General features: G+C 36.7%; 23 protein-coding genes, 1 pseudogene and 1 riboswitch. Of the genes and pseudogenes, 14 read left to right on the top strand and 10 right to left on the bottom strand.

Features of this window, described 5'->3' with window-relative positions; translation table 11 throughout:
- Positions 1 to 2: 2 nt before the first annotated feature.
- Together ACFTQ7_RS01600 and ACFTQ7_RS01595 are read left to right on the top strand one after the other, a co-directional pair.
- Positions 3 to 1,748: a vWA domain-containing protein gene (locus tag ACFTQ7_RS01600; RefSeq protein WP_386826942.1), complete on the top strand. Its 1,746-nt coding sequence runs from the start codon at positions 3 to 5 to the stop codon at positions 1,746 to 1,748.
- On the top strand, positions 1,732 to 4,329 hold the full coding sequence (locus tag ACFTQ7_RS01595) for a VWA domain-containing protein (RefSeq protein WP_386826941.1): 2,598 nt from the start codon (positions 1,732 to 1,734) through the stop codon (positions 4,327 to 4,329). Before ACFTQ7_RS01600 ends, ACFTQ7_RS01595 begins: the two co-directional genes overlap by 17 nt.
- A 273-nt stretch (positions 4,330 to 4,602) precedes the next feature.
- On the opposite strand, the gene thiW is transcribed toward ACFTQ7_RS01595, so the two are convergent.
- The 7 genes from thiW to ACFTQ7_RS01560 form a co-directional block, all read right to left on the bottom strand.
- Positions 4,603 to 5,100: an energy coupling factor transporter S component ThiW gene (gene thiW / locus ACFTQ7_RS01590; protein ID WP_386826940.1), complete on the bottom strand. Its 498-nt coding sequence runs from the start codon at positions 5,098 to 5,100 to the stop codon at positions 4,603 to 4,605.
- 101 nt (positions 5,101 to 5,201) lie between these two features.
- Positions 5,202 to 5,309, bottom strand: a riboswitch (TPP riboswitch).
- Between the two features lie 66 nt (positions 5,310 to 5,375).
- Positions 5,376 to 6,572, bottom strand: a complete 1,197-nt coding sequence (locus ACFTQ7_RS01585; RefSeq protein ID WP_386826939.1) for an MFS transporter — start codon at positions 6,570 to 6,572, stop codon at positions 5,376 to 5,378.
- A 516-nt stretch (positions 6,573 to 7,088) separates the two neighbouring features.
- The gene (locus ACFTQ7_RS01580; protein ID WP_349658998.1) at positions 7,089 to 8,162 is read right to left on the bottom strand and encodes an ABC transporter substrate-binding protein; all 1,074 of its coding nucleotides are present in this window, start codon (positions 8,160 to 8,162) and stop codon (positions 7,089 to 7,091) included.
- The gene (locus ACFTQ7_RS01575) at positions 8,159 to 8,956 is read right to left on the bottom strand and encodes an ABC transporter permease (protein ID WP_197142184.1); all 798 of its coding nucleotides are present in this window, start codon (positions 8,954 to 8,956) and stop codon (positions 8,159 to 8,161) included. Before ACFTQ7_RS01575 ends, ACFTQ7_RS01580 begins: the two co-directional genes overlap by 4 nt.
- Complete coding sequence (locus tag ACFTQ7_RS01570; protein WP_197142169.1) at positions 8,953 to 9,765, bottom strand: ABC transporter permease; 813 nt, start codon at positions 9,763 to 9,765, stop codon at positions 8,953 to 8,955. The genes ACFTQ7_RS01575 and ACFTQ7_RS01570 overlap by 4 nt, the downstream gene beginning before the upstream one ends.
- Complete coding sequence (locus ACFTQ7_RS01565; RefSeq protein WP_349658997.1) at positions 9,755 to 10,861, bottom strand: ABC transporter ATP-binding protein; 1,107 nt, start codon at positions 10,859 to 10,861, stop codon at positions 9,755 to 9,757. The genes ACFTQ7_RS01570 and ACFTQ7_RS01565 overlap by 11 nt, the downstream gene beginning before the upstream one ends.
- Positions 10,862 to 10,878: 17 nt before the next feature.
- Positions 10,879 to 11,421 (bottom strand): helix-turn-helix domain-containing protein, encoded by a 543-nt coding sequence (locus tag ACFTQ7_RS01560; RefSeq protein WP_079559677.1) that lies wholly within the window; start codon positions 11,419 to 11,421, stop codon positions 10,879 to 10,881.
- 406 nt (positions 11,422 to 11,827) lie between these two features.
- Between ACFTQ7_RS01560 and ACFTQ7_RS01555 the strand changes: the two genes are divergently transcribed.
- The 4 genes from ACFTQ7_RS01555 to ACFTQ7_RS01540 all read left to right on the top strand — a co-directional run bounded on the left by ACFTQ7_RS01555 (position 11,828) and on the right by ACFTQ7_RS01540 (position 14,733).
- Complete coding sequence (locus tag ACFTQ7_RS01555) at positions 11,828 to 12,370, top strand: peroxiredoxin (RefSeq protein ID WP_386826938.1); 543 nt, start codon at positions 11,828 to 11,830, stop codon at positions 12,368 to 12,370.
- Between the two features lie 533 nt (positions 12,371 to 12,903).
- Positions 12,904 to 13,356, top strand: a complete 453-nt coding sequence (locus ACFTQ7_RS01550) for a TlpA family protein disulfide reductase (protein ID WP_049668264.1) — start codon at positions 12,904 to 12,906, stop codon at positions 13,354 to 13,356.
- 229 nt (positions 13,357 to 13,585) lie between these two features.
- The gene (locus ACFTQ7_RS01545) at positions 13,586 to 14,248 is read left to right on the top strand and encodes a potassium channel family protein (protein WP_079559812.1); all 663 of its coding nucleotides are present in this window, start codon (positions 13,586 to 13,588) and stop codon (positions 14,246 to 14,248) included.
- Between the two features lie 5 nt (positions 14,249 to 14,253).
- The gene (locus tag ACFTQ7_RS01540; RefSeq protein ID WP_386826937.1) at positions 14,254 to 14,733 is read left to right on the top strand and encodes a hypothetical protein; all 480 of its coding nucleotides are present in this window, start codon (positions 14,254 to 14,256) and stop codon (positions 14,731 to 14,733) included.
- A 216-nt stretch (positions 14,734 to 14,949) separates the two neighbouring features.
- Here the strand turns inward: ACFTQ7_RS01540 and ACFTQ7_RS01535 are convergent, their stop codons facing one another.
- Positions 14,950 to 16,212, bottom strand: a complete 1,263-nt coding sequence (locus ACFTQ7_RS01535) for a dicarboxylate/amino acid:cation symporter (RefSeq protein ID WP_349658994.1) — start codon at positions 16,210 to 16,212, stop codon at positions 14,950 to 14,952.
- Positions 16,213 to 16,626: 414 nt separating this feature from the next.
- On the opposite strand from ACFTQ7_RS01535, the gene ACFTQ7_RS01530 reads away from it, so the two are divergent.
- The 8 genes and pseudogenes from ACFTQ7_RS01530 (at position 16,627) to ACFTQ7_RS01495 (ending at position 24,657) form a co-directional block, all read left to right on the top strand.
- The gene (locus ACFTQ7_RS01530) at positions 16,627 to 18,228 is read left to right on the top strand and encodes an ATP-binding protein (RefSeq protein ID WP_386826936.1); all 1,602 of its coding nucleotides are present in this window, start codon (positions 16,627 to 16,629) and stop codon (positions 18,226 to 18,228) included.
- Complete coding sequence (locus ACFTQ7_RS01525; protein WP_386826935.1) at positions 18,229 to 18,933, top strand: response regulator; 705 nt, start codon at positions 18,229 to 18,231, stop codon at positions 18,931 to 18,933.
- A gap of 237 nt (positions 18,934 to 19,170) precedes the next feature.
- Positions 19,171 to 19,965 carry a lysylphosphatidylglycerol synthase domain-containing protein gene (locus tag ACFTQ7_RS01520; protein WP_386826934.1) on the top strand — a complete coding sequence of 265 codons (795 nt, stop codon included), beginning with the start codon at positions 19,171 to 19,173 and terminating at the stop codon, positions 19,963 to 19,965.
- A 56-nt stretch (positions 19,966 to 20,021) separates the two neighbouring features.
- Positions 20,022 to 21,467 carry a phosphatidylglycerol lysyltransferase domain-containing protein gene (locus tag ACFTQ7_RS01515; protein ID WP_386826933.1) on the top strand — a complete coding sequence of 482 codons (1,446 nt, stop codon included), beginning with the start codon at positions 20,022 to 20,024 and terminating at the stop codon, positions 21,465 to 21,467.
- Positions 21,468 to 22,299: 832 nt separating this feature from the next.
- Positions 22,300 to 22,785: a hypothetical protein gene (locus ACFTQ7_RS01510; protein ID WP_134024914.1), complete on the top strand. Its 486-nt coding sequence runs from the start codon at positions 22,300 to 22,302 to the stop codon at positions 22,783 to 22,785.
- A gap of 38 nt (positions 22,786 to 22,823) precedes the next feature.
- Positions 22,824 to 23,237, top strand: coding sequence for a hypothetical protein (locus tag ACFTQ7_RS01505; protein WP_386826932.1), 414 nt, complete (start codon positions 22,824 to 22,826; stop codon positions 23,235 to 23,237).
- A 310-nt stretch (positions 23,238 to 23,547) separates the two neighbouring features.
- Positions 23,548 to 23,640 (top strand): annotated as a pseudogene (locus ACFTQ7_RS01500) (GNAT family N-acetyltransferase); the annotation flags it as partial.
- A 21-nt stretch (positions 23,641 to 23,661) separates the two neighbouring features.
- Positions 23,662 to 24,657: a S66 family peptidase gene (locus ACFTQ7_RS01495; protein ID WP_386826931.1), complete on the top strand. Its 996-nt coding sequence runs from the start codon at positions 23,662 to 23,664 to the stop codon at positions 24,655 to 24,657.
- A gap of 41 nt (positions 24,658 to 24,698) precedes the next feature.
- Here ACFTQ7_RS01495 and ACFTQ7_RS01490 read toward each other — a convergent pair whose 3' ends face one another.
- Positions 24,699 to 25,259: a GNAT family N-acetyltransferase gene (locus ACFTQ7_RS01490; protein ID WP_386826930.1), complete on the bottom strand. Its 561-nt coding sequence runs from the start codon at positions 25,257 to 25,259 to the stop codon at positions 24,699 to 24,701.
- A 40-nt stretch (positions 25,260 to 25,299) separates the two neighbouring features.
- A partial coding sequence (locus tag ACFTQ7_RS01485; RefSeq protein ID WP_386826929.1) for a hypothetical protein occupies positions 25,300 to 25,512 on the bottom strand: 213 nt, incomplete at its 5' end.

Here is a 25,512-nt window from a genome sequence, read left to right as displayed (position 1 = left end):
TATTGGGCTTTAGTCAAATAATTTTTAGCTGGACGGCCATCATCCCGGTCATTGTCCTTCTATATTATTTCTTTCGAAAAAAATATACCGATCAAACCGTTTCCTCCACACTTTTTTGGTCGGAAATTATGCAAGAAACACGTGTATCACCATACTTAAAACATCTTCAAAAAAATGCACTGCTTTATTTACAACTGCTAGCTCTTCTTTTACTTGTACTGGCATTAATGAATCCTTACGTTAAAAAGTCAACGATTGTTGGTGCACAGGCGATTTTCATTGTAGACACGTCTGCAACAATGTTAGCGGGGAAAGGGCAGTCAACATTTGACACACAGAAAAAAGAAATGCTGTCATTGGTTAATGAGCTTGATGGAAGGCCCGTGACACTCATTACAACAGGTAATACGCCAAAAGCTATATTACAGCAAGAAACAAATACAAAAGATATTGAACAAGCTATTCAAGAATTACACGTAACCTATGAAACAGCTCAAATGAATAAGGCTCTCGATGTGGCACAGGCTTTTGTCGGTAATACACCAACATCTATTTATGTCTTTACAGATTCGCTCGATAAAAAGCAATTGCCGATGGAAAAAGATACTGTGAAGTGGATTGTAAAAGGAGCTGGGAAGGATTTAACAAATATCGCAATTACACGTTTTGCTGCTACTACAGATGGACAATCTGCAGTGGCGCTTGTGCAGTTGCAAAATGATACGGACCAAGAACAACATGTAACTCTTTCGATAGAAAATGTTACAGGTAAGGAGTTAGTTTCAGAAAGTGTCACATTGCCTTCAAAGGAAGCTGTAACAAAAACTTTTAAAGACTTACCGTTAGAAGATACTATGACGGCCAACATAGATGCTAAGGACGATTACACGGTTGATAATTCACAAACTGTATTGTTACAAACAGCGACTTCAAAAGTAGTTGTTGATCAAAGTATGCATCAACTTATTCAAAAAGGTTTTCAAACGATTAATAGTAGCGTAAAAATTGTTCCATCTTCACAAGTAGCCGACAATAAGGATGCCACTATTGTGACAAATCAGACGGCGCTTCTCGAAAAGATAGACAAGCCAATTGTATTATTTGGACGGGATGACGTAGAGAAAGTTGAAGCTACTGGGGAAATCGGTACAACAAGTCATGCATTGTTTGCATTTAGTGAACTAAAAGACATTTATGTCAGTGCTATATATCCTGGATTCGATGGCTATAAAACAATTGCATCGATTGGAGATCAACCATTTATACAGCGTTCACCAGAAGGAGATATTGTTGTATTAGCAGATATTGCTGATACAGATTGGCCGCTACATCCTTCATTCCCATTATTTTTATGGAGTGCAGAACAGCAGCTTTCAGAATCAATTGGTTCACTCGGTATTTTTATACCAAATGAGCAACGAGCAGTTGCTTTAGCGCAAGGTGATTGGAGTGTATATTCGCAAGATGATGAGTTTTTATCGTCCGTTACGAGTGGATTATTAACAGCTCCAATGAAGCCAGGAATTTATACAACACGCTCAAATGATGAAGAAAAGCGCTTTATTGTACAGCTTCAAGCACAGGAGCGTGTGATTGAAAAAGGAACAAGCTATACGCTTGGAGAGCTTCAGGACAATGGGAAGAAAGAAATATCGAAAACTTCGTTCGTACCTTGGTTGATTCTTATTATCTTAGTATTACTTGTTGTAGAGTGGGAGGTGCAACGACGTCGTGGATTTACGAATTGATATACCATTAGCATTGTTGCTTTTACTGCCATTACTCGTGTATTTTGGATGGACCTATTGGCGTGAGCGACAGCGACTTAAAAAAAGTCATATCGTCGTTCTAGGAATCCGTATAGTAGCAATATGCTGCTTAGTTTTTGCACTAGCTGGTCCCTATATTTTATTACCCGTAAAGGAAGAACAAGTATTATTCTTAGTTGACCGTTCTGCTTCAATGAATGGTACAGATGATGAGATGGTCAATTTTATAGCGGAAAGTTTACAGTCGAAAAAAGATGAACAACTTGCCGGAATTTATTCTTTTTCATCGACATTACAAACGGAAGCTATGTTATCGAACTCTTTAAAGGAAGTACCGAAGTTTACAACTATAAAAGCAACAGATCAAACAAATATCGAACAGAGTCTACAGCTCGCTTCAGGTATTGTAGATCCGAAAAAAGCAACGCGACTTGTGCTCTTAACGGATGGCAATGAAACAAAAGGAGATGCCTTAGAATTTGCCTCAAAGTTTAAAGGGGCAAATAGTAGTGTTGATGTAGTATCATTTAACAAACCTGTAGCTAAGGATGTATCTCTGAAAAGCTTTGTAACACCACAAGTTGCTTATGCAGGTGAACAGCAGCAGCTAGTCACTGAAATAAATGCAACTGTAGCAGAACGAGGTGAGCTATTATTATATGAAAACGATCAGCTCATCCATCGTGAGAAAGTGGAGCTTGCAGAAGGTTCAAATATTTTTACGTATAAACATGCAGCAACGGCTGAAGGGCTTGTAAAATATGAAGCACTCGTGCAGGTCGATCAAGATGCGATTTTAGAAAATAATAAATTAACGAGCGTCACGATGGTGCAAAGTGAACCACATTTATTAATTGTTAATGGCTATGAAACACCATCACCAATCGCAGCAGCACTTGGCAATCAATCCATTTCCTATGATGTGGTAGATGCTAAAAGTCTACCAAATGAGCTTTCTAGTTATTTACAATACAATGCAATCATTTTTGATAATGTGCCAGGCCATTTAGTAGGCGAGGCAAAAATGACTGTCATTGAGCAAGCAGTGAAAAATTTTGGTGTCGGTTTTACAATGGTTGGTGGCGAAAATAGTTTTGGCTTAGGCGGTTATTTTAAAACACCAATCGAAACTTTACTACCTGTTGAAATGGAGATTAAAGGTAAGGAGCAATTACCATCATTAGGGCTGGCAATCGTACTTGACCGCTCTGGAAGTATGTCTGGAGCAAAGTTAGAGCTTGCTAAGGAGGCTGCCGCCCGTTCAATTGAAATGCTACGAGATGAGGATACGCTCGGGTTTATTGCCTTTGATGACCGACCTTGGGAAATTATTGAGACAGGGCCACTTGGCAATAAGGAAGAAGCTGTAGATACGATTTTATCTGTAACGCCAGGTGGAGGTACTGAAATATATGGTTCACTTGCTAAAGCTTATGAAAATCTAGCAGATTTAAAGCTGCAGCGTAAGCATATTATTTTATTAACAGATGGACAGTCACAGTCGGGTAACTATGAAGACTTAATTACACAAGGAAAAGAAAATGGCACGACTCTATCAACAGTTGCAATTGGTCAAGATGCAGATGCTAACTTACTTGAAGCACTCAGTGAGATGGGGAGTGGGCGTTTTTACGATGTTGTTGATGAGCAGACGATTCCCTCTATTTTATCTCGTGAAACTGCTATGATTTCACGCACATATATTGAAGATAACCCATTTTACCCATCTATATTTAATGCATCTGGCTGGAATACGCTATTTACAAATGGGGTACCTAAAATGAATGCTTATATAGGTACGACAGCAAAGCAGGGGGCCACTGTTATCGCAGAAAGTGAGAAGGAAGATCCTGTACTTGCAGAATGGCAATATGGCCTTGGCAAAACATATGCCTTTACTTCTGATTCGACAGGAAAATGGACGGGAGACTGGGCAAGATGGCAAAATTGGGGTACATTTTGGCAAACGCTTATTTCAAAAATGCTACCAAGCTATAACGATGTTGCCTACGATGTACGTCTAGAATCAGACGGCTCCTTTGTTATTACTGACCCAACAAATGAAGCGGCATTCTTAGATATTGTTGCTGTCAATGAAGCGGGTGAAGAACTTGAAACACAGCTTGAGGCAATTTCAGCATCACAAGTTCGAGCAGTCGTGCAAGCAGAACCAGGACTCATCTTCTTCCGCATTACCGATGAAGAACAAGCTATTTACCAGGCTGGCTTAAGTGTACCTTATAGTGTTGAATATGAATTACGTCCAGTGAACGATAAGCTAATCAAAGAACTAACAAAGCAAACAGGCGGCTCTGTTTTGAAAGAACCGAGCGAAGTATTCCGTGAATTTACTAAAAAAGGAGCGGAACGCCAAAATATCGCAACATGGCTTATATTAGCAGGGATGCTACTATTCTTCATTGATATTACCATTAGACGCTTTGGTTGGGGTTTCCTAACAAGACCGAAGAAAAAAGATCAGCGTGTAGAGGAAAAACCAATACAGGCAGAGGACACAAATGTTGCCCAGCTATTAAAGGGCATGAAAAAACGACATTAGCAATTTAAAAACGATGGTTCAACGCTTTATAGCAATGAGCCATCGTTTTTTGTCATTTCAAGGCTATCATCAATAGTTGGATGACATTTACAAAGTGGGTGGTGAAAATAGGGAATATATAATTCCTGCAAACTATTAGTGCGGTCAGATATACTTTATTTTCCAAAATATTCCGATAAGTCGATGCAACATTCCGATAAAATCTGAAATTGTTCCGATAAAACAGAAATTCATTCCGATAAATCACTCATCCCTTCAAAAAGGATTTATGAATTATAAAAGAGTATTAAGGTTAGTTACAAATACAGTTTTACGTAAATTGCTAGCAACGACAATGCCTAATACAGCACCAATAGTACTTGAAGTTAAAAAGGCTGGCATAAAAAATAAAGCAGCTACAGATGTCCCCATTAATAAATGTGCGTAAGGTACGGCAATGAGTGAGGCAATAATACCTGTTCCAAACATTTCACCGATACCTGCGAGCCATTGTTTGCCGCTGTATTTATAGGCAAGAGCTGCACATAAAGCACCAATAACACTGCCGGGTATAGCTAATAATGAGCCTGTGCCTGTGAAAATACGAATAATGGCTGTGATAAAGGCGATCATAACGGTAGGCACTGGTCCAAGAATGATCGCGCCAATTACATTAATGGCATGCTGTACAGGGTAGGCACGCGCAATGCCTGTTGGTATTGAAACGAAGGTAGAACATGCTACGGCAATTGCTACTAATAAGGCCATGATTGTTAATTTTCGAATTGACATAATTTCCACTCCTATTTAGTATTTAGTGAATCGCTAATTAACCAGAAAAAAAGCCGCTCCCTAAAAGCATTAGGAAGCGGCCTTGCATTTAAAATAGCAAAAAGCAAGTGTCGCCACTTCCCTCCGCTAGTGTGAACTAGATCAGGTTCAAAGGGTCCGTATATGACAATATACGTCTCAGCCTTTTAAAGACTCCCCTAGTGGTAAACATTTAATTGTTAGTTTTTCTCCTAATAATGTAGCACACTACTAAAAATAGTCAATAACTTTTCAGACTAATTTGAATCAGGATGCATAAGGTGTGGTGCTTTTTTCATTGTCCAAATAAGGGCAAGGAAGAAGCAAGCCATTAAAATAATAGACCCGAAAATATAAGGACTGTTCATATTCCAATCGAATAACATACCTGCTAAAGCTGGACCAATCATATTACCAAGACTCATATACGCATTATTCAGACCAGCTGCATAGCCTTGTTCATTTTCAGCAAGCTTTGAAATCAGTGTGTTGACAGCTGGGCGAATCAATGTCGTAGCTGTAGAGAAGATTGTCGCTACAATTAAAATAAGTGCAAACCCAGATGCGAATAATATTAAGAAAATCGAAACGGCTGCAATAAATAAATTGACTAACACTACTTTCATTTCGCCGAAGCGATTAAACAGCGGTGTAATAACAAACATCTGTACAACAACACCAAAAGCGCCGCCCATTACTAATATAATGGCGATATCAGTAGGTGTGTAATTAAACTTTTCTGTAACAAATAATGATAATGTTGTTTGGAAGTTAGCAATTCCGAAAGAGAATACAAGCATGATAATTAGCATGACAAAATAAGGCATTTGGACTGAACGGGCCATCTGCTTTACAAGATTATCCTGCTTCTGCGCCTTTTTCGCTGTGTTCGGTTTTGTAGCAGGTAATAAAAAGAACGATAAAATAGCTGCTAAGATAGCTGCAAATCCAGCAGTATAAAATGGAAAATGTAAACTAACTTTTGAGAGGAATCCACCGATACCTGGTCCAATCATAAAACCAAAGGACATTGCTGCCCCTATCATCCCCATACCTTTTCCGCGTTCCTCGTACGTTGTGACGTCAGCCACAAATGCCATTATAGGAGGTGCTACAAATGCAGATCCAAGGCCACCTAAAAAGCGTGCCAAGAAGAGCATCCACACATCTGTAGATAGCCCGAAACCAATTTGTGCAAGTCCTGTAACTATAAGACCGAAAATAATGAGATTTTTACGACCGTATTGATCGGAAAGATTCCCAGCAATTGGAGAAAAAACAAATTGTGCTAAGGCGAACGTTGCAATCAACATGCCAAGTACTTGTCCTGCAGCACCAAATAGTTTTAAATACTCAGGCATGACAGGAATAATAATTCCGATACTCCCCATTGCGATAAACATATTAAACATTAAAATATATAAAGCCGCCTTATTAGACTTCTGCTGGGTCATCGAATACCCCTTTCTTTATTCAAATATATTACAGTCTACCACAAGGCTTGTACGTTTACTATTGACTATAAGTCTGAAATAAGAGACTTATTTATGGGGGTTCTAATTATTAAAACAAGTCCCACACTCGGTTTTCCCATAGAAATCTACCATTAGTTAAACGAAAAAAGAGGCTAGGAATCAGGTGTCAATTCAAATGACCTTCTTGCAAAGCGAGTGGTTGATTTCCGTTCCGACTGGGCGCTTTGTTGCTGACGCTTCGCTTTCGCACAGTTAAAACATTTGCCGCTGACGCTTCGCTTTCGCGCAGTTAAAACAGTTGTAGCTGCCGCTTTGCTTTCGCTACAGAAAACATTCGCTTCGTTCCACTATGCTGATCCCCAAGGAGTCGCCCGGTCTCCACTCCAATCAACCACTTCAGAAGCATCAGTATATTTTTATAGAAAAATAAAAAATATTACATCAAAAAAACGCAAGAAATCAACTTTTCTAAAATTGATTTCTTGCGCTTTGAGCTTATCGAATACTCATTTTAAATTCTAAAAACAGCTCATTGTATTTACCCAAATAATCAGGGCCTAAGTTTTTATAAACTTCTAATGTTTTACGTTGTTCTTCAGAAGGATAGAATCGCTTATCAGATACAACTTCCTTATCCATTAACTTCATCGCTGCAATATTAGGGGAAGAGTAGCCTACATAATCAGCGTTTTTAGCACCTGATTCAGCTTTTAGCATGAAATTAATGAAGGCATGTGCACCATCTAGATTTTTTGACGTTTTTGGGATGACCATATTGTCAAACCATAAGTTTGAGCCTTCCTTCGGTACAGCAAAGTCTAAATCTTCATTTTCTGACAACATGTCAGCTGCTTGACCAGACCAAGTGAGTGCCACGGCCGCTTCTTTATTAACCATCAGCGGTGTAATTTCATCCCCGATAATGGCTTTTACATTTGGCGCTAATGTGATTAGTTTATCCGTAGCCGTACGTAGCTCCTCGTTATTTAAAGAGTTGAGCGAGTAGCCAAGGCTGTTTAAGCCCATACCAATCACTTCACGTGCACCGTCTACTAAAAAGACTTTACGCTTTAATGAAGGATCCCATAAGTCCTCCCAAGAAGAGAAGTCAAGATTTCCAACGAGCTTTGGATTATAGACAACACCGACTGTTCCCCAGAAATATGGAACAGAATATTTATTGTCGTCATCAAATGGTAAATCTAAAAAATACGGATCGATATTTTTAAAATTAGGGATTTTCGTTTTATCTAAAGGAACAAGTAAGTTTTCTTCCTTCATTTTTTCAATCATATATTCAGAAGGTACTGCAATATCGTAAGCTGTACCACCTTGTTGAATTTTTGTCATCATTGCTTCATTTGAATCAAACGTCTCATAGATAACATGAATGCCTGTTTCTTTTTCAAATTGTTTCAGCAAATCAGGGTCAATATATTCTCCCCAGTTAAAGATTGTTAACGTATCTTTACCACTTTTCCCACCGCCCGCACTTAGGGCGTCTGCAGCATAGAATAAAAGGGCGGAAACGACAAGTATTGCGATTGTTGCTTGAATTAATTGCTTCATTGAGTTCCCCCCGTTCTTTTATTAGCGCGGCTTGTGATGAAGTAATAGCCAACTACGACTATAACCGTTACAAAGAATACTAAACCAGAAATAGCATTAACCGTTAAGGAAATACCGGCACGTGCCATCGAATAAATTTCAACAGATAATGTACTGAAACCGTTACCTGTTACGAAAAATGTTACCGCAAAGTCATCTAGAGAATACGTTAAGGCAAGGAAGAACCCTGCAAAAATACCAGGTTTAATATACGGTAAAATAACACGCATCATAACATCTTTTTTCGTTGCTCCTAAATCTAATGCAGCGTCGATTAATGATTTATTCATTTCTAATAGTTTCGGTAAAACCATCAGTACAACGATTGGAACACTGAACGCTACATGTGCTAATAAGACAGAAGCAAAGCCTAATTTAATACCAATCATTGTGAATAAAATTAAAAAGCTTGCACCAATAATGACATCCGGGCTAACAATTAACACATTGTTTAAAGAAAGTAGTGTATTGCGCATTTTGGAATCTTTAACAGTAACAATACCAATAGCTCCTAGTGTTCCAATGATTGTAGAAATCAATGCAGAGAGTAATGCCACGATGACTGTATTAATTAGAATGACGAGTAGACGTGAATCCTCAAAAACAGCTTTATAATGTTCTAACGTAAAGGACTCAAAACTATTCATCGTTCCACCACTATTGAACGAATAGAAAATTAAATAGAAGATAGGTGCATACAAAACGATAAAAACAATCGCTAAATATACTCTTGCTGAAGCAGATAGTTTTTTCATCGTACGCGACCTCCTTTATCCTTTTTCTGTCCCGTAATTAACATAATAATGACCATAAATAAAATTAAGAAAACAGCAATTGTTGAACCCATTCCCCAGTTTTGAGTGACAAGGAATTGTTGTTCAATAGCTGTACCCAGTGTAATAACACGGTTTCCTGCAATTAAACGAGTAATCATGAAGAGTGATAATGCTGGAATAAATACAACTTGAATACCTGATTTAACACCGTCCATTGTTAACGGCAAAATAACGCGACGGAACGTAGTAAAGGCAGATGCCCCTAAATCACGTGCTGCATAAATAAGTGCCGGATTTAAACGATCCAATGAGTTGAAAATCGGTAAAATCATAAATGGAATAAAAATATAAACGGATACGAACACAAAGCTAATATCAGTGAATAGCATTTGCTTCGGATCAAAACCAAATACTTCGATAAATGCATTTAATGGGCCGTACAAGCCGAAAATCCCGATAAAGGCATATGTTTTTAACAATAGATTAATCCAAGAAGGAATAATAATTAGTAAAAGCCAAAGCTGCTTATATTTTGTTTTTGTTAAAAAATAGGCTGTTGGATATGAAACAAGTAACGTAAAGAATGTAATTAAAAACGCATACCAGAATGAACTTAATGTCATTTTTAAATAGACAGAAGTAAAGAATGCTTTATAATTATCGAGCGTAAAATTGCCATGTATATCTAGTAGGGAATAGTAAACAACGAGTGCAATCGGCGCGATAACGAAAAGTGCAATCCATAAAACATAAGGAAATAAGGCTGATTTCGAAGTCTTAGTTTGCATCTTCGTCGTCCCCATACGCCTCTAAACGTTTATCGAATTCTTCTTCTGTTTCATTTAAGCGCATTACATGAATTGCTTCTGGGTCAAAGTCTAAACCAATTTCTGTCCCTACCTCAGCTTTTTTCAATGAATGCACAAGCCATTCATTGCCATCTTTGTCGTACGTAGATAATTCATAATGTACCCCGCGGAACAATTGAGTATCGACTTTAACGACAAGTTTTCCTTTATCGATTGTTGTCATTTCTAAATCCTCTGGGCGAATGACAATATCAATTTTTTCGTTTGGCTTCATACCTTGGTCGACACATTCAAAAACTTTACTAGCAAATTCTACTTTGAAATCTTCGATCATTACGCCCGGAACAATATTTGATTCACCAATAAAATCAGCAACGAAGCGGTTAATTGGCTCATCATAAATATCTACTGGTGTACCAGATTGTTGAATTTCACCTTCGCTTAAAACAAAGATTTCATCACTCATGGCAAGTGCTTCTTCTTGATCGTGTGTGACAAATACAAATGTTTTCCCAAGTCGTTGTTGTAACTCACGTAATTCATACTGCATTTCTGTACGTAGCTTTAAATCTAACGCTGACAGAGGCTCATCAAGTAAAATTACTTCAGGATCGTTCACAATCGCACGAGCAATTGCTACACGTTGACGTTGACCACCAGACATTTCAGAAATTTCACGGTTACCATAGCCTGCTAAGTTAACGAATTTTAATGCTTCTGCAACACGGTTTTTAATTTCACTTTCAGGAAGCTTTTTTATACGAAGCCCAAATGCGACGTTTTCAAAGACATTTAAATGAGGAAATAACGCATAATCCTGAAAAACTGTATTTACTTGGCGTTCATTGGCTGGTACTGAGTTGATTTTTTTATCATGAAAATAGATATTTCCTGTTGTCGGTTCTGTGAATCCAGCGATCATACGTAAAATAGTTGTTTTACCACAACCGGACGGACCTAGTAGCGTATAGAATTTTCCCTTTTCTAGCTCCAGGTTAATGTTTTTTAAGACGACCGTGCCGTCATTATAAGACTTTGAAACGTTTTCAAAGCGGATAATCGAATTCGTTGTCATAGATGCGCCTCCTTAAGCTATAAATATGAATCCGTTGCGACAAGTAAAATTTTTGTTTCATCAGCATGTGCATTAAAAATTTGATGATGATCTGTCGCTTCAAAATAGAGAGCATTGCCTTCACTCGCTATGTACTGTTCATCTCCTAAAACGAGACGAATACGCCCTTCGACAACATAAATAAATGTTTCAGAAAGGGAGGGTTCAAACTGCTTAAATTCACCATCAGCAGCAAGTGTTAAGAAAATGGGCTCCATTTCTTTTTCATTTGATGTAGGAATCAACCACTGAATTTCATATTTTTTTTCTTCATCTGTATAAGTAGATTGATCTTCCTCTGTATATACAACCTTTTGTTCAGGTGCTCCATCATCGAAAAATTCCTTAGGTGTTGACCCTAAAACTTCTAATAGTGAAAATAATGTTTCAATGGAAGGTGAATTTAGATCACGTTCTAATTGTGAAATATACCCTTTACTTAAATCTGTACGTTCTCCAAGTTCCTCTTGGGTAAGACCTTTTTTTAAACGAAGCGCTTTGATTTTTGCTCCTATTTGCATCTTTTCCCTCCTAGAAGAAGTTTAGCAATCATAAACTTTTGAAATATGAAGTTTACTTTAACGAAACTTTTAGTTTACTAAAACCATTACAATTATACATAATAAAAAAGAATTTGCAATCGTTTTTAATGAAAAAAAAGTAGATGAAATTTTTAGAAATTATACATAAATGTTGTGTAGAAAAAAATTGTTTAAACTAGAATAAAATTGTTAAAAGTAGCTAATAAATAGGCTGTAGCAGCTATTCCATTTTGGGATTTGGCGAAAATTTGTCAGATAATTAAAAGTGTGCACTTTTGTGAAGTTTACTTGTTTGAAAAACTACGATTACTCTGCTATCGTAGAAGACGAGTTCGCTGGTGCGAATGGAATATATACACTACATATATAATCGGAGGGATTTATAATGGCAGAACGCATGGTAGGTAAACTAGCACCTGACTTTACAATGGAAGCGGTACTTGCAGACAAATCATTTGGCAAAGTATCATTAGAAGACATTAAAGCACAAGACAAATGGACAGTACTTTTCTTCTATCCAATGGACTTCACTTTCGTATGTCCAACAGAAATCACTGCAATGAGCGATCGTTACGATGAGTTCGAAGACTTAGATGCAGAAGTAATCGGTGTTTCTACTGATACAATCCACACTCACTTAGCTTGGATTAACACTGACCGCACTAAAAATGGTCTTGGTGAGTTAAAATACCCATTAGCAGCAGATACTAATCACCAAATTTCACAAGAATATGGTGTGTTAATTGAAGAAGAAGGTATCGCACTACGCGGCTTATTCATCATCAGCCCAGAAGGCGAATTAAAATACCAAACAGTATTCGATAACAACATCGGCCGTGATGTAGACGAAACTTTACGTGTACTTCAAGCTTTACAAACTGGTGGTCTTTGCCCAGCAAACTGGCGTCCAGGTCAAGCGACTCTATAATTTCTTTCAGCAACTGAAAGAAATTAAAGCCTCCGGCGGATGTCACGGAATCGGTAAGGAGTTCTTAGGGGATGTTAGCCCAAGATCATCGCATCCATGCGATAACGGCTAACTGACCTGCATCGTGCAGGCCTAAGCACAAAGCCGATTTCGGACGCAATTATGCCGAGGCATAATTGATGTAGAGTTTTTATATCAGGCGTTGAACTAAATTCGAGGCTTGGCGAAATTGATCATTCAAAAATAAAGAGTCCCCACGACACCGTTTGTGGGGACTTTTTTAAACTTGATATAGAAAAAGGTTCATCACCAAAAATTGTGGGTGACTTTTGTTAAAACGTCTACTATGAAAATAAGTTGATTGGAGTGGAGGCTGGGCGACTCCTTGGGGATTAGCGTCACAGATGAGACCCTGCAGCGAAGCGAAGCGGCTCATCGGACGCCCCCAGGAAAGCGCCCAGCCGGAACGGAAATCAACCACACGTTTTGATAATGGTCCCAGAAAAAGGAAAAAGAAAAAAGGAGAATGTTTTATGAAACTTCGTGAACAAATGCCTGAACTTGCAGGTGCAACGACTTGGTTAAATGGTGAAGTAACAAAAGCAGATTTAGTAGGCGAAAAACCAACATTAATCCACTTCTGGTCAGTTAGTTGTCATTTATGTAAAGAGGCAATGCCGGATGTGAACAATTTCCGTGACCAATACAAAGATGAGTTAAACGTTATTGCTGTGCATATGCCACGTTCTGAGGAAGATACAAATTTAGAAACAATCAAATCGGTAGCGGCAGAGCATGATATTGTTCAACCAATCTTTGTGGATAGCGAATTAAAGCTAACAGATGCATTTGAAAATCAATATGTACCTGCTTATTTTGTGTTCGATAAAGATGGTCAGCTTCGTCATATGCAAGCTGGTGGTAGCGGTATGAAAATGCTAGAAAAACGTGTAAATCGTGTTTTAGATGAAATGCGTAACGCATAATAGCAATATCAGGCGAGGATGTTTTATTCCTCGCCTTTTTTTATGTAAAATACAATGTTAGTGGGATTATTATAGAGCATAGCAATGAGATGTATCTTGAGCGGAGAAGGATCCTTAAAAATGCCCAAGGGTTGTCTTTTTATGACGAATAGTCTCTTGTTTTGGCGATACATATAGCAGAGAATGCGTTACAATAAGGGTATAGTAGTTTTCGGAGGGATTTATAATGATGAAAAAAGAGTTTGCTGTCATTGGACTTGGACGTTTTGGAGGAAGCATTGTCCGCGAACTAATGAGTCAAGGGGCACAAGTTATGGCGATCGATCATTCATCAGAGCGGGTGGACGAATTCGCTTCCATTGCCACACAGGCTGTTATCGCAGATTCGACGGATGAATCGGTATTAAATTCATTAGGTATTCGTAATTTTGAGCATGTGATTGTAGCAATCGGTGAAGATATTCAGGCTAGTATTTTGACGACGATTATTTTAAAAGAAATCGGCGTTCAGCAGATTACTGTAAAGGCTCAGAATGATTATCATGAAAAAGTGCTGCGTAAAATTGGAGCAGATTTTGTCGTGCATCCTGAGCGTGATATGGGGATTCGTATTGCTAATAATATGCTGTCTAATACAGTGCTTGATTATCTAGAGCTTTCTGATGAACATTCCATTATGGAGCTTAAGGCCAATGATGCGATTGCAGGTTATTCTATTATGGATTTAGATATTCGTGCAAAGTACGGGATAAATATTGTAGGCCTTAAGCGTGGTGCAGATATTATCGTATCTCCACAGGCGAGTGATAAAATTTTGCTAGGAGATATTATGCTTGTCATTGGGGCTGATGTAGATATTAACCGCTTTGTGAAAAAAGCATTGAATGGGTAATGAACATGAATAAAAGAAGATTGAAACTAATTATATTTGCTGCAATTATTCTGATTGGCGCTTTTACATTGCAGTCTCGCGAAAAAAATGAGAAAGAAGCTATTTCTCAAATTTTAGATCATGTAACAGAAATTAATGCAATCGAGCTATTTAAAGGAGAGCAATCTGTTTTTAAAGCAACAGGTCAAGATGCAACAGCCTACATTGAAAACTACCCTCTAAGCCATGTTAAGAAATTAAGCAAAAAAGAACGAGCTGTATTTGAAGAAAAACCACTCTATCATATTGTCTATGAAATAAAAGGAGAGCCATTATATGAGGTGGATATTTTAAAGGTCGCGATTAGCTCTGAGCTAAATGAGGAATTACAGCAAATGGTTTTTAATGTTGGAGATCAGCAATATTTGATCTATTGGGTAAATGAGAAAAAAGCACTTGAGCAATCAACAAATACGCAACGCTTGCTTGAACAATATGTTAAATAAAAGGGGTAGTGAAACAGCAACACGCTGTCATCACTACCCTTTTTTAGAAACTATAGACTAACTTTGGTTAACCTAGAACATAGTCGGCGTCTAGGCTAAAGCGCTACATCCTCGAGGTCACTTCGATCCCTCGGGCAAAAGTGGTGGAGCATTTACTTTTGCTTCGGGCTCTCCAGCGCTTGTCAGATGTAAACGAGCGCTTTAGCGCATTTGTTCTTAAGACACAATTGTAGTTTTTCCTTGAAGTGCACGTTCTTGCATCTCTACATCAAACTCTTTTTCAGATTTCGATACGACTACACAAGCTACACCGTTACCAATTAAATTTGTTACGGCGCGTGCTTCAGACATGAATCGGTCAACACCAATTAGTAGCGCGATCCCTTCGACTGGAATCATTGGGAAAGCAGCAAGTGTCGCTGCTAATGTAATAAAACCAGAACCTGTTACACCGGCAGCTCCTTTAGATGTAATCATTAAAATTCCGAGTAGTGTAATGATTTGAATCCATGTTAAGTCCATTCCGTATGCTTGTGCAATAAATAATGCAGCCATTGAAAGGTAGATGGAAGTTCCATCAAGATTGAAGGAATAACCGGTTGGTACTACTAATCCAACAACTTGCTTAGAGCAACCAAAGTTCTCCAATTTACGCATCATAGATGGCAAGGCAGATTCAGATGATGAAGTACCAATTACTAAGAAAATTTCTTCTTTAATATAAGCGATAAATTTAAAAATATTAAAGCCGAAGAATTTTGCAATGGCGCCTAAAACAAAGACTACGAATAAGAACATAGTAATATAGACGGCAGCCATTAAAAGACCTAAGTTGCTTAAAGATTTCAAACCAAAATTACCAATCGTATAGGCCATTGCACCAAAGGCACCGATTGGAGAAATTTTCATCACCATACTTACGATTTTGAAGAAAATTTCTGCCACTTGTTCAAAAAATGTAATGACCGGTTTTGCAGGTGCACCAATAGAAGCAGCAGCTAAACCGAATAATATTGCAGAGAATAACACAGGAAGTAATTGCCCTGCTGCAAGTGCACCTACAACGTTTTCAGGAATGATGCTAGAGATGAAAGCACCTAAACCTTGCTCACTTTCTGAAGCAGCGGTTGTAAATTTTGAGATATCAGCTTCGGAAGCACCTGACGTATCTAATCCAGTACCTGGGCTTACGATTAATGCAACAGCAATCCCGATTGCTAAGGCAATGGTAGAGACAATTTCGAAATACAGTAACGCCTTTCCTCCGATTTTTCCGACCTTTTTCATATCTCCCATACTACCGATTCCGATTACAACTGTTAAGAAGATAATTGGGGCGATTAACATTTTAATTAACTTAATGAATAAGTCTGCCAGGATTTTAAGGCTTGCACCAAACTCAGGGAAGATGGCTCCAACAATAACCCCCAAAATGATCGCAGCTATAACCTGAACAGTCAAATTTTTCAGTAATTTCATTTTATGCTACCTCGTTTCTTAATTTTCTCTTTGATATCGTTTTCACTAGAATTATCATAACGAATCCTTTTGAAAAAAAGAGATTTAGAAAATAAGAAACATATCGTTCATTAAGTACATTCATCCATATTTTTAATGAAACGTAGTGTTTTCAATGGCCCAACCTGTTATGATACTGTGTGGTTAATTTACCTTTGTTATAATACAATAATGATTAGTGATAGAAAATTTTGTTTTATACCAATTTTTCGTAATATTGTTCATTAAGTTCATGACTTTATCCTACTTATGTCAACTAAAGTGTTGTCAAAAGATTTTTTTGAAGATAATCTTAAAAGCATATCATTTGAAGAAGTGAGATTGACCAAAGACTTTTATAGTGCAAATGCAGATTTGGAAAGGGGAGGATTTCAAATGATGAAAATGCCTGTAAACGGCAAAATATTGTTAGTAACATTTTTAATCATTGCTTTCTCCTTTTTACTTGGAGGCATTTTTGTACTCGGTAACCTTTTAACGGAGCAAGAAAAGGAGTTTGGTCAGCGTGCTATGCTCGTTGCACGGACTGTATCAAATGTGCCAGAAATCAGTACACATTTGAAAGATGACAATATGAAAGAAGCTGCGAAACATGTTAATAAAATTGTAGATGGAATTCGTGTTGTGAATAAAGCAGAGTATATTGTTGTGATGAATAAGGATCGTATTAAACTATCTCACCCAGTCAGTAAAGAAATAGGGAAGCGTAGTGAATCACAGGATTTAAACGCTGCATTTAGTGAGCATTATTATATATCGAAGGCGCAAGGGGAAGCTGGTGTAATGATTCGAGCGTTTGTCCCAATCATTGATGAAAAAAAAGAACAAGTGGGCATTGTCATTGTAGGGTATTCACTGCCCACTTTTATAGAAATGCTGCAAAATTATGAGCATGAAATATTTATTACGATTCTGATATCCCTTGTTTTTAGCATCTGGGGGGCATATACACTTGGCCGGCATATTAAAAAGCAAATGTTTGGGCTTGAACCTCATGAGATTGCGAAGATGTATGTGGAACGAACAGAAACATTCAATGCTATGCATGAAGGCATTATTGCGGTCGATAAAGAAATGAATATTACAATTTTTAATGAAAAAGCAGCTGATATATTAGGCGTTACTACAAAGATAGAGGATTGTATTGGGGAAAATATTTATGATGTTTTGCCAGACACACGATTGCCTGAAATTGTTGAAACAGCAAATCCTGTATACAATCAAGAGCTCTATATTAATCATCATAGTATTTTGAGTAATCGTGTCCCTATTATAGTAAATGGTGAATTAGTCGGAGCAGTTGCTATGTTTAAAGATTTAACAGCGGTGAAAAAGCTTGCGGAAGAGGTGACGGGTGTTAAAGCTTTTGTTCAAGCACTCCGTGTACAAACACATGAGCATAAAAATAAGCTACATACTATTGCAGGTCTTCTGCAATTGGGACATACTAAGCAAGCGCTTGAATACGTTACAGCTACTACCGAAAATGAAGCCTCTTTAACGAAGTTTTTAAATGAACGCTTTCATAATGAAAATATTTCAGGATTATTGCTAAGTAAAGTTAGCTATGGCAAGGAATTAGGCATACAAGTAGAAATCGATCGAAAAAGTCATTTTAAACGCTTTCCACCATTATTAGATCACCACGATTTTGTTGTCTTATTAGGAAATTTAATTGAAAATGCCTTTGAAGCGCTAAATGTACTTTCAAAAGATGATAAATATGTAGCGATTTCTGTAGATGAGCATGACGGTGTTTTAGCAATTGCTGTTTCTGATAATGGAATTGGGATGTCTGAAGAGGTGCAAGCTCGTATGTTTGAAAATGGATTTTCTACAAAGGCAAGCGAGAATCGCGGTATTGGCTTGCATTTAATAGATGAAATTGTAAGAAAAGGTAATGGTGATATTGAAGTTGTGAGTGAATTTATGAAAGGGACAAGTTTCTTAATCTTATTAGAGTTAGGAGAAGAGTAGATGGATGTAATGAACGTGTTATTAATTGAGGACGATCCGATGGTACGAGAAGTGAATAGACAATTTATAGAGCAAATCAAAGGATTCTCGTTAATAGGCTATGCTAGTAATGGGATAGAAGGGATTGAGAGGATTAAACAATTAAACCCCGACCTAGTCTTTATGGATATTTTTATGCCCGAGCAAGATGGCATCATTACATTAGGAAAAATTCGAGAAGAACATCTTCCCGTTGATGTTATTGCTGTAACTGCTGCGAATGATATGCCTACTGTGCAGCGAATTTTACACTTAGGCGTCTATGATTATATTATGAAACCTTTTACATTTGAACGAATTGAGCAAACTTTAAAGAATTATCAATCCTATAAAAAGAAAATAAGTGGTATGGAAGATCTAACACAGCATGATGTGGATCATCTAATGCAGCAACGTATACCTGAACAAATAGCTGTTCCCCCAATCACTGAGACAATTGTAATAGAAGAGCTACCAAAGGGTTTTAACCGGGCAACATTAGGCAAAGTGCTTGCCTATATTCAAGAAAGTAACGAAGCGGTATCAGCGGAGGAAGTGTCTACATATATTGGGACAGCGCGCGTAACGGCTCGACGTTACTTAGACTTTTTAGAAAAACAAAATTTATTAAAGGTAGATATACAATACGGAAGTGTTGGACGTCCTATCCATCGATATTATATTTAACTTCTATCAGCCGATTCCGGACGTAGGCATAATTGATTCTGAATCAGTTGTCTTATAAAACTGTTAGATACATCTTTTATAAGGCAATATTATAGTAACTATGGGTATCTGGGAACAATACATATAGCAGTGAATACGCTACAATAATGGTGTGTTAGTTTTCGGAAAATTCAAAGAGAATCTGCTGTCAAATAACTTAGATGTTTCAAGAACGCTTATGGAGAGTAGGGTTAGCACATGTTTAACGTTCGAAAAGAGGCGCTATTGAAGTTTTTGAAAGTTCTATTTCCAATAGTACTTTTAGCGATAGCTATTTATGAAATTCTACAATCGGTAAGTGGAATAGATGTTCATTTACTTAAGAAAGAAGTGAATGAACTGCAAATATGGGAGCTCTTATTTATTCTTTTCATCACCTTCTGTGCCATTACACCGATGATTTTTTATGATGTTATTTTAGTGAAAATAGTAGGAATCAAAATAAACAGACGTATTTTGCTGAATCATTCATTTATTGTGAATACCTTCTCCAATCTTATTGGCTTCGGTGGTTTAGTTGGTGTATTTTTGCGTAATTATTTCTATTCGAAATATAAAGAGGATAAGGAAGACTTGTTAAAAAGCATTGCCACCGTCACACTCTTTTATTTAACAGGGATTTCATTGTTAGTTTGGATGATGTATATATTCTTTTGTGACTTCCCGTTGCTGAAAGAGGTGCGATGGCTAAAGATAGCAGTTATTCTTGTCAGCTTATATGTTCCGATTTTTATTGCTATGCACATTATTCGCTATAAAAAAGCGGGTTCTATAAGTCCGAAGATCTCTCTTCAATTGATGGCAACTTCAGTAACGGAATGGTTTGCGGTTTTTTTAGTGATCTGGATATTAACTTTTATTTTGAAGATACCAATAGAATTATCTGCTTTAATTCCAATATTTTTAATTGCTTCCTGTGCGGGAATTGTCAGGATGATACCTGGTGGAGTTGGCTCATTTGACCTTGTTTTTTATGGGGGACTCAAAGTGTAGGAATCGCTGATGAGAAAGTACTTTTTCTATTAATTTTGTACCGGATTGGCTATTTTGTGCTTCCGTTTTTGGTGTCGGCTCTTTTATTTGTAAAAGAATATTGGAATCGTTGGAATCAATCGTGGGATGACTTGCCAAATGTAATTTTTCAGAAGCTTAGTCACACGTTATTAACGATATTGGTATTTCTTTCTGGCATTGTATTATTGTTATCAGCTTCGGTGCCGGGAGTGTTAAGTCGACTAAAAATAGCGCAGGAATTTTTATCTTCGCCAATCATGCATGTCTCTCATCAACTGACTGTTGCAGCTGGCTTTATTCTCTTAGGGCTATGTAGGGGGATTAAATATAAAGTAAAGAGGGCGTATCAGCTTAGCCTTATTGTGCTAAGTAGTTCAGCGTTATTTTCAATTTTTAAAGGCTTCGACTATGAAGAAGCGATTTTTTTAGTGATTGTTGCAGTGTTGTTAATTGTCTCCAAAAAGCAATTTTATCGTGAAAGTTACGTTTTGACATGGGGGATCGCTTTGGTTGATCTTGCTGCAGTGACAATCATTACAGCGATGTATGTTTTGATTGGCTATGTGAACTTACCTACTTCCAAAATTCATATTCCAGCCACTTTGCAGGAATACATTATTACAGATTATCGAGATCTATTTTATAGTGCAGTAATGGGTATCTTAATAGCAATTGTCATTTTTTATATAGGTAATTTTATACGTGCACCTAAGAAAATGGAAAAGCTTTTGTCTAGTGAGCAAGAAGAGCGTATCATACAGCATTTGATGACTTATAAAGGGACAGAGTATTCACATTTAATTTTTTTACATGACAAATTTGTACATTGGAATAAGGAAGGGACAGTTTTATTTTCGTATCAGATATATGCTGATAAGATCGTTGTACTCGGAGATCCAGTAGGAAATGAAGCTGATTTTTTATCTGCTATTCAGGAGTTTTTGGAATTGGCAGACAAGCATGGCTATACACCAGTCTTTTATGAAATTAACAATAAAATTTTCCCTTCCTTACATGAGCATGGGTATAGTTTTTTTAAGCTAGGCGAGGAAGCTTTTGTAGACTTTGAAAAGTTTACACTTACTGGTAAGGGAATGAAGGGACGTCGAGCGGTAAAAAATAAATTTGAACGAGAAAATTTTATTGTTGATATAGTAAGCCCCCCTTACTCACAGGAATTAATGAATGAATTGAAGGAAGTATCAACGAAATGGTTGCAGGGAAGGGCAGAAAAAGGCTTTTTTCTTGGCTTTTTTGATGAACACTATTTAAACACTTCAAACATTGCCGTTTTACGTGGTAAAGAAGGTGCTATTGGCTTTGCTAGTCTCATGCCCATGTACGATAATGGCGAAAGACTATCAGTAGATCTTATGCGTTTTATACCGGGAGCACCATCTGGAACGATGGATTTCATTTTCCTATCGCTCTTTGAATGGACAAAGACAGAAGGCTATCGTGTTTTCAATATGGGGATGTAGCCACTGTCAAATGTCGGGCGGTCTAGATATTCCTTTTTGAGTAAAAAAATTGCAGCGCAAATATTTTTACATGGGCAGCATTTCTATCATTTTAAAGGCTTAAAAAACTTTAAATTAAAATAGGCGGATTTTTGGGAGCCAAAGTATATAGCGTATCGAAAGAAATCTTCATTGCCATTTACAATGGCACAAGTCACGCTATTGATTGGCAAAAAGAGAAAGTAGGAGCTGAGGTCTCGTGGCTTGTTTGGAGAAGAGTGGGAAGCATCAAATAATTATTTTAAGGTCTTAATTCTAGTTAGTTATAGAATTAAGACCTTTTAATTTCTCTCAGAAAATGTCTTTTATAGCGACAGCTAAAGAAGACTATTTTAGCATTGTATTTCCATCATCCTTCCTTTTTCCAGGATGTGTTAATAACATATCATTAGCTATTAATGTTTCAAAACCAAGTTTCGTTATTAATTGAACAAAAATTGATAAAATTCGGACTAATTAGTGCTCCTACCTTTTAAATTCAACTTGAACTTAATTTCTTCTACGGTTTTTTGCCTGTTTTTAAATTAATCGCAATAAGCTCAACTCTTAACAAAAGAGGTTTTATCAAAATATGTTCAAAAGAGGACAAAAGTTGATTGGAATTATTTTTTCAATGGATTTATTCTTCTAGGTAGGAGGAGACAGAAAGGAATTTCTTTCCTTCCGTAAAATAGGAGGGGTTAGAAAGCTATGGTTCGTTAACTAGTTACATTCAATATGGTCAATGCTTGTCCACTTATTTCATGGAGAGTTTAGGTTATTTAGAAAACAAATGTTATTGGAGGGAATTAAAATGTATAAAAAACTACCATTAATTTTATGTTCTTCTACTTTGCTATTTACTTCGTTACTTGGTACTGTTGCTCCGAAAGCAAGTGCTTATGAAAATGATGTAATCTATAATAACGTTGAAAGTATTGAAAATATAGCTATAAATCTTAATGATACTATACCTCACACGGAATTTTCTGAAGAAGGGTATCGATTATATTTAGAAGATAAAGAAAACACTCCTAAAATTTCTACACGTGGTTGGAAAAAAGATGGAGTAGTGCTTGCTCTAAGATATGGCGGAGATATGCTTGGCAGTATTCTTGGGATGTTAAGTGACAAAAATGGTAAATTAGTAAAGAAACATTCTGGTAAATTAGCTGATGCTCTAGATCGATTTGAAAATAGTATTGAAGCAAATATGATTCAATTTATGAATCAAGAATTAGGATTTCCTATATCAGCATCTCGATCTATCGCTTGGGCTATCTGTAAATTTGCTCTATAATAAATTATGAGTTATAGAAAGGAGTTCTTATTTTTAATATGACATATGATACAAATGACATTGAGGAAATAAAAAACAACTTAGAAAAAAGAAGATACCATCAAAAATTACTATTAGATATTGCATGTCATGAAAACCCTGATGAATTGCCTTTCTTCCAACAAATTATTATGTACGATTTAGATGAGAAGCAAGAGAATTTATTATTGGAAGTGCTTCAATATTTAAACCACAATAAGATTTCCAGTAATGAAAGAATTCAACAGTTAAAAGAATTTGATATAAAAATCAATGATATATCTTTAGTTACAGATGAAGATAAGTTAAAATTTTTTGGAGATTGTATTCAAAAGTTGAAAATTGATATACCTTTAAAATATCTATTACTTAGTTTGGAAAAACAAAATATTTTAATTGAAGTATGTAAGAGATTGTTAAGTGTAATTAAATAAAATAAATATTAAACGCTATTAAAAAGACAACATCTAATTTATTTGTAAGCGTCAAATAGCGCCCCCTGTTACTCAGAGGGCGCTATTGTTATACTATTTATGTGAATTTTTTAGGGACATGACAGTTGCTTGGAATCGCTTCCGACCAGCGTATCTAGCGCGACTAAAAATCAAGAATATTTGAATAAATTTTCCCTTCATAATTTTATTGAAAAAAATAATTACTGTATAGAAAATGAAATTCCACTGTCGGTGTTATTACTGTTGGCTGATGAGCATCCAGATAGTTTGTTTCACAAGAAGTTAAATAGAAATGGGGTTTGACATTGAGGGGACTAAAAGACATTCTTTATATGTTGATGGGGAATATATGGATGAATATTACATGTCAAAAATATTGTAACAAAAAAGGAGGAGTTCCTATATGAATCCTATAAGCATCAGAAGCGGTATCAATATTGGTGTTTTTTCACCATCATCGCCAGCATCCGTCAGTTCACTTTCTCGATATAAGCGAGGAAAAGCTTTTCTTGAACAAAGAAATATAAACTTAATTGAAGGGAGTCTAACTGGTAAATCTGATAGTTATCGCTCCGGAACTCCAAAAGAGCGTGCTGAAGAATTAAATGAATTACTACGAAATCCAAACGTCCACATCATAATGTCGACAATCGGTGGTACAAATTCGAATAGTATGCTTCCGTATATCGATTATGAGGCGTTTCAAAGCAATCCAAAAATCGTTGTTGGTTATTCTGATGCAACGGCTATTTTACTTGCACTTTACGCAAAAACAGGAATTACAACTTTCTATGGTCCAGCTTTAGTTCCTTCATTTGGTGAGTTTGAGCCATTAGTTAATGATACATATCGATTCTTCGAGAACTACTTCTTTAAGTCGCAATCATTACCTTACGAAATTCCGATGCCGTCTTATTGGTCAGATGAACCTGTCAATTGGCTAGAAAAAACGGTGGAAAAAAAGTTAAATAAGAATGAGTGGGTGACGGTTCGAGAAGGAGTTGCGGAAGGTAGGTTAATTGGTGGTAATGTAAATGCGATGTATGGATTTATTGGTACGGCTTATTTTCCAAATATTAAAGACGGAGATATTTTATTAGTTGAAGATTGTGCAAAAAATACAGCTATCGTTGAGAAAAATTTTGCGATGTTGAAATTGCATGGTGTATTTGAAAAAATAAGTGGCATTATTTTAGGTAAGCATGAGTGTTACGACGACTTGGGGACCGGACGTAAGCCGTATGAAGTCCTGCTTGAACAGTTAGATAACATCGATATCCCGATTTTAGCAGAATTTGATATATGTCATACGCATCCGATGCATCCAATTGCAATTGGAAAACGAGTAAGATTAGATGCAACGGCCAAAAAAGTCTATTGTATTGAGGGATGGTTGTAAGTTAAATAAGCCCTGCTGATTTTTGCAGGGCTTAATCCAATTTATGAATTAATATAGTCATCATCTGTAATAGCATACATTTTAATATTTTGGTGAAGTCCTTTAACAAACATACTTTTTCGTAATATACCTTCGAAAAGCATACCCGATTTTTCCATTACTTTTTGGGAACCGATATTGTCCTCAAAACAGCGTGCTTGTATTCGAATCATTTTTAATTCGTTAAATCCGTAGTCTATTAATTTTTTTACTGCTTCGGTCGTAATCCCTTTATTCCAATAATCTTCAGAAATAACACAGCCAATTTCCGCACATTTATGTTGGTCATTAACAGAAACAAAGTCGATAGTGCCGATTAATTTCTGCTCATATTCAATGCCCCATAATAGATGATCACCTTGTTTATACCCATTTAAAACTAATTCAACAAACACTTTTGTTTCGTCTAAATTCTTATGAGGATCCCATGTAACATAGCGTGCAACGTTTTCGCTGGACGTATAATTAAACATTGATTCTACATCATTCAGTGTAAGTGGTCTTAATGTTAATCTTTCTGTCTTTAAAACAGGTATTGTTTGTTTAAAAATATCGTCGCTCATAAAACCCCCCCTTCAACTAAAAGTATTTTAGTGGGTTTAATTATAACAAGATTTGTAAATTTCCGTTAAGTTTTTTATTTGAAATCGAGAGGAGATGACATTTTGTTAAAACGTATATCATGTAGAAAAGTTGATCTTCGTTACGGCTGGGTGACTCCTTGGGGATCAGCAATAGAGGAACGGAGGCTAAAAGCATCACATCCTGTGATAACGCCTCCGTGACCAACATCGTGCTGTCGCTGCGCTTTCGCAC

This window comes from Lysinibacillus sp. NPDC056959, from assembly GCF_042674095.1.
Lineage (GTDB): Bacteria > Bacillota > Bacilli > Bacillales_A > Planococcaceae > Lysinibacillus > Lysinibacillus zambalensis.
This window is presented reverse-complemented; position numbering and strand designations above follow the sequence as displayed.

Excerpts from the sequence above, each read along its gene's own strand:
- ACFTQ7_RS01565 (WP_349658997.1), bottom strand. The coding sequence starts at position 10,861 with ATGACAACGAATTCGATTATCCGCTTTGAAAACGTTTCAAAGTCTTAT.
- ACFTQ7_RS01530 (WP_386826936.1), top strand. The coding sequence starts at position 16,627 with ATGATGAAAATGCCTGTAAACGGCAAAATATTGTTAGTAACATTTTTA.
- ACFTQ7_RS01555 (WP_386826938.1), top strand. The coding sequence starts at position 11,828 with ATGGCAGAACGCATGGTAGGTAAACTAGCACCTGACTTTACAATGGAA.
- ACFTQ7_RS01585 (WP_386826939.1), bottom strand. The coding sequence starts at position 6,572 with ATGACCCAGCAGAAGTCTAATAAGGCGGCTTTATATATTTTAATGTTT.
- ACFTQ7_RS01510 (WP_134024914.1), top strand. The coding sequence starts at position 22,300 with ATGTATAAAAAACTACCATTAATTTTATGTTCTTCTACTTTGCTATTT.
- ACFTQ7_RS01550 (WP_049668264.1), top strand. The coding sequence starts at position 12,904 with ATGAAACTTCGTGAACAAATGCCTGAACTTGCAGGTGCAACGACTTGG.
- ACFTQ7_RS01495 (WP_386826931.1), top strand. The coding sequence starts at position 23,662 with ATGAATCCTATAAGCATCAGAAGCGGTATCAATATTGGTGTTTTTTCA.
- ACFTQ7_RS01520 (WP_386826934.1), top strand. The coding sequence starts at position 19,171 with ATGTTTAACGTTCGAAAAGAGGCGCTATTGAAGTTTTTGAAAGTTCTA.
- ACFTQ7_RS01540 (WP_386826937.1), top strand. The coding sequence starts at position 14,254 with ATGAATAAAAGAAGATTGAAACTAATTATATTTGCTGCAATTATTCTG.
- thiW (WP_386826940.1), bottom strand. The coding sequence starts at position 5,100 with ATGTCAATTCGAAAATTAACAATCATGGCCTTATTAGTAGCAATTGCC.
- ACFTQ7_RS01525 (WP_386826935.1), top strand. The coding sequence starts at position 18,229 with ATGGATGTAATGAACGTGTTATTAATTGAGGACGATCCGATGGTACGA.
- ACFTQ7_RS01545 (WP_079559812.1), top strand. The coding sequence starts at position 13,586 with ATGAAAAAAGAGTTTGCTGTCATTGGACTTGGACGTTTTGGAGGAAGC.
- ACFTQ7_RS01505 (WP_386826932.1), top strand. The coding sequence starts at position 22,824 with ATGACATATGATACAAATGACATTGAGGAAATAAAAAACAACTTAGAA.
- ACFTQ7_RS01570 (WP_197142169.1), bottom strand. The coding sequence starts at position 9,765 with ATGCAAACTAAGACTTCGAAATCAGCCTTATTTCCTTATGTTTTATGG.
- ACFTQ7_RS01560 (WP_079559677.1), bottom strand. The coding sequence starts at position 11,421 with ATGCAAATAGGAGCAAAAATCAAAGCGCTTCGTTTAAAAAAAGGTCTT.
- ACFTQ7_RS01535 (WP_349658994.1), bottom strand. The coding sequence starts at position 16,212 with ATGAAATTACTGAAAAATTTGACTGTTCAGGTTATAGCTGCGATCATT.
- ACFTQ7_RS01490 (WP_386826930.1), bottom strand. The coding sequence starts at position 25,259 with ATGAGCGACGATATTTTTAAACAAACAATACCTGTTTTAAAGACAGAA.
- ACFTQ7_RS01575 (WP_197142184.1), bottom strand. The coding sequence starts at position 8,956 with ATGAAAAAACTATCTGCTTCAGCAAGAGTATATTTAGCGATTGTTTTT.
- ACFTQ7_RS01580 (WP_349658998.1), bottom strand. The coding sequence starts at position 8,162 with ATGAAGCAATTAATTCAAGCAACAATCGCAATACTTGTCGTTTCCGCC.